At 64.8% G+C, this 1,462-nt stretch carries 1 protein-coding gene; it reads left to right on the top strand.

What is annotated here, in order from left to right; genetic code table 11:
* Window positions 1-1,462, top strand: a 1,462-nt coding sequence (gene mobQ, locus ING15_RS19205) for a MobQ family relaxase (protein WP_206456451.1), incomplete at both ends; no start/stop codon positions are given.

Below are 1,462 nucleotides of genomic sequence, written 5' to 3'. Positions count from 1 at the left end.
GGCCTCCGCCGCTTACCGTTCCGCCTCGCGGATGCGCGACGAGCGGATTGACCGCGTTCAGGACTTTTCCGCCAAGCGCGGCGTCGTCCATTCGGAGGTGCTGCTGCCGGGTGGTGCACCTGAGGCATGGAGCGACCGCGAACGACTGTGGAACGACGTCGAAGCCTTCGAGGTCCGCAAGGACGCACAGCTTTCCCGCGAGGTGGAGTTCGCCCTTCCGCGCGAGATGAGCAAGGCTCAGGGCATCGAGCTCGCCCGCGACTTCGTACAATCGGAATTCGTCGACCAGGGCATGATCGCCGACCTCAATGTGCATTGGGATATTCCTGTTGGGGTTGGGGGCGAAGACGGCATGCCAAAACCCCATGCCCATGTCATGCTCACCATGCGCCAGATTGAGGTAAATGGGGACGAGAACGGTTTTGGCCGGAAGGTGCGGGAATGGAACCGCACTGAGATGGTCGAACGCTGGCGCGAACGCTGGGCGGAACTCGCCAACGAACGGCTGGCGGAACTCGATATCGACGCGCGCATCGATCATCGCAGCCTTGAAGCGCAGGGCATCGGGCTTGAGCCGCAAAGCCAGATCGGCGCACCCGCGCAGCGGATCGAGACACATCGTGTCGAGACACGTCGTGTCAAAGGCGAAGGGATCGAGGCGGCCGCCACCGTTGCGGATCGGGCCGAGATGCACCGGCAGATCGCCCGCGACAATGGCCAACGCATCATCGCCGATCCATCCCTCGCATTGGATGCGATCACGCATCAGCAATCGACCTTCACGCGGCGCGAGATGGCGCGGTTCGCGCATCGGCACAGCGACGGCATCGACCAGTTCAACGAGGTCATGGGCGCGATGCGCGATGCCCCCGATCTGGTCGAACTCGGCAAGGACGGACGCGGCGAAGATCGTTTTACGACCAGCGACATGATCGAAGCCGAACAGCGCCTGCACCGTGCCGCCGAACTCATGGCCGGGGCCGAACGTCATGAGGTCGATGACAGGTACCGCGAAGCCACCCTGGCGCATGCCGAACAGCGCGGCCTTTTGCTTTCCGACGAACAGGCCGATGCGCTGGCCCATATCACCGACGGGCGCGATCTCGGTATCGTTATCGGCCATGCCGGGACGGGCAAGAGCGCGATGCTGGGCGTCGCACGGGAAGCCTGGGAGGCGTCGGGCTATGACGTTCGCGGCATCGCTCTGTCCGGCATTGCGGCGGAAGCCCTCCAGAGCGGATCGGGCATAGCATCGCGCACCATCGCCAGCATGGAACATGGCTGGCGGAACGGCCGCGATCTGCTCACCAGCGGTGACGTGCTGGTGATCGATGAGGCCGGCATGGTCGGCACGCGCCAGATGGAGCGCGTGCTGTCCCATGCCGCCGACGCCGGCGCGAAGATCGTCCTGGTCGGCGATCCGCAGCAGCTACAGTCCATCGAAGCGGGCGCAGCCTTCCGG

Source organism: Aurantimonas marina, assembly GCF_017183135.1.
Classification (GTDB): Bacteria; Pseudomonadota; Alphaproteobacteria; order Rhizobiales; family Rhizobiaceae; genus Aurantimonas; species Aurantimonas marina.
This window is presented reverse-complemented; position numbering and strand designations above follow the sequence as displayed.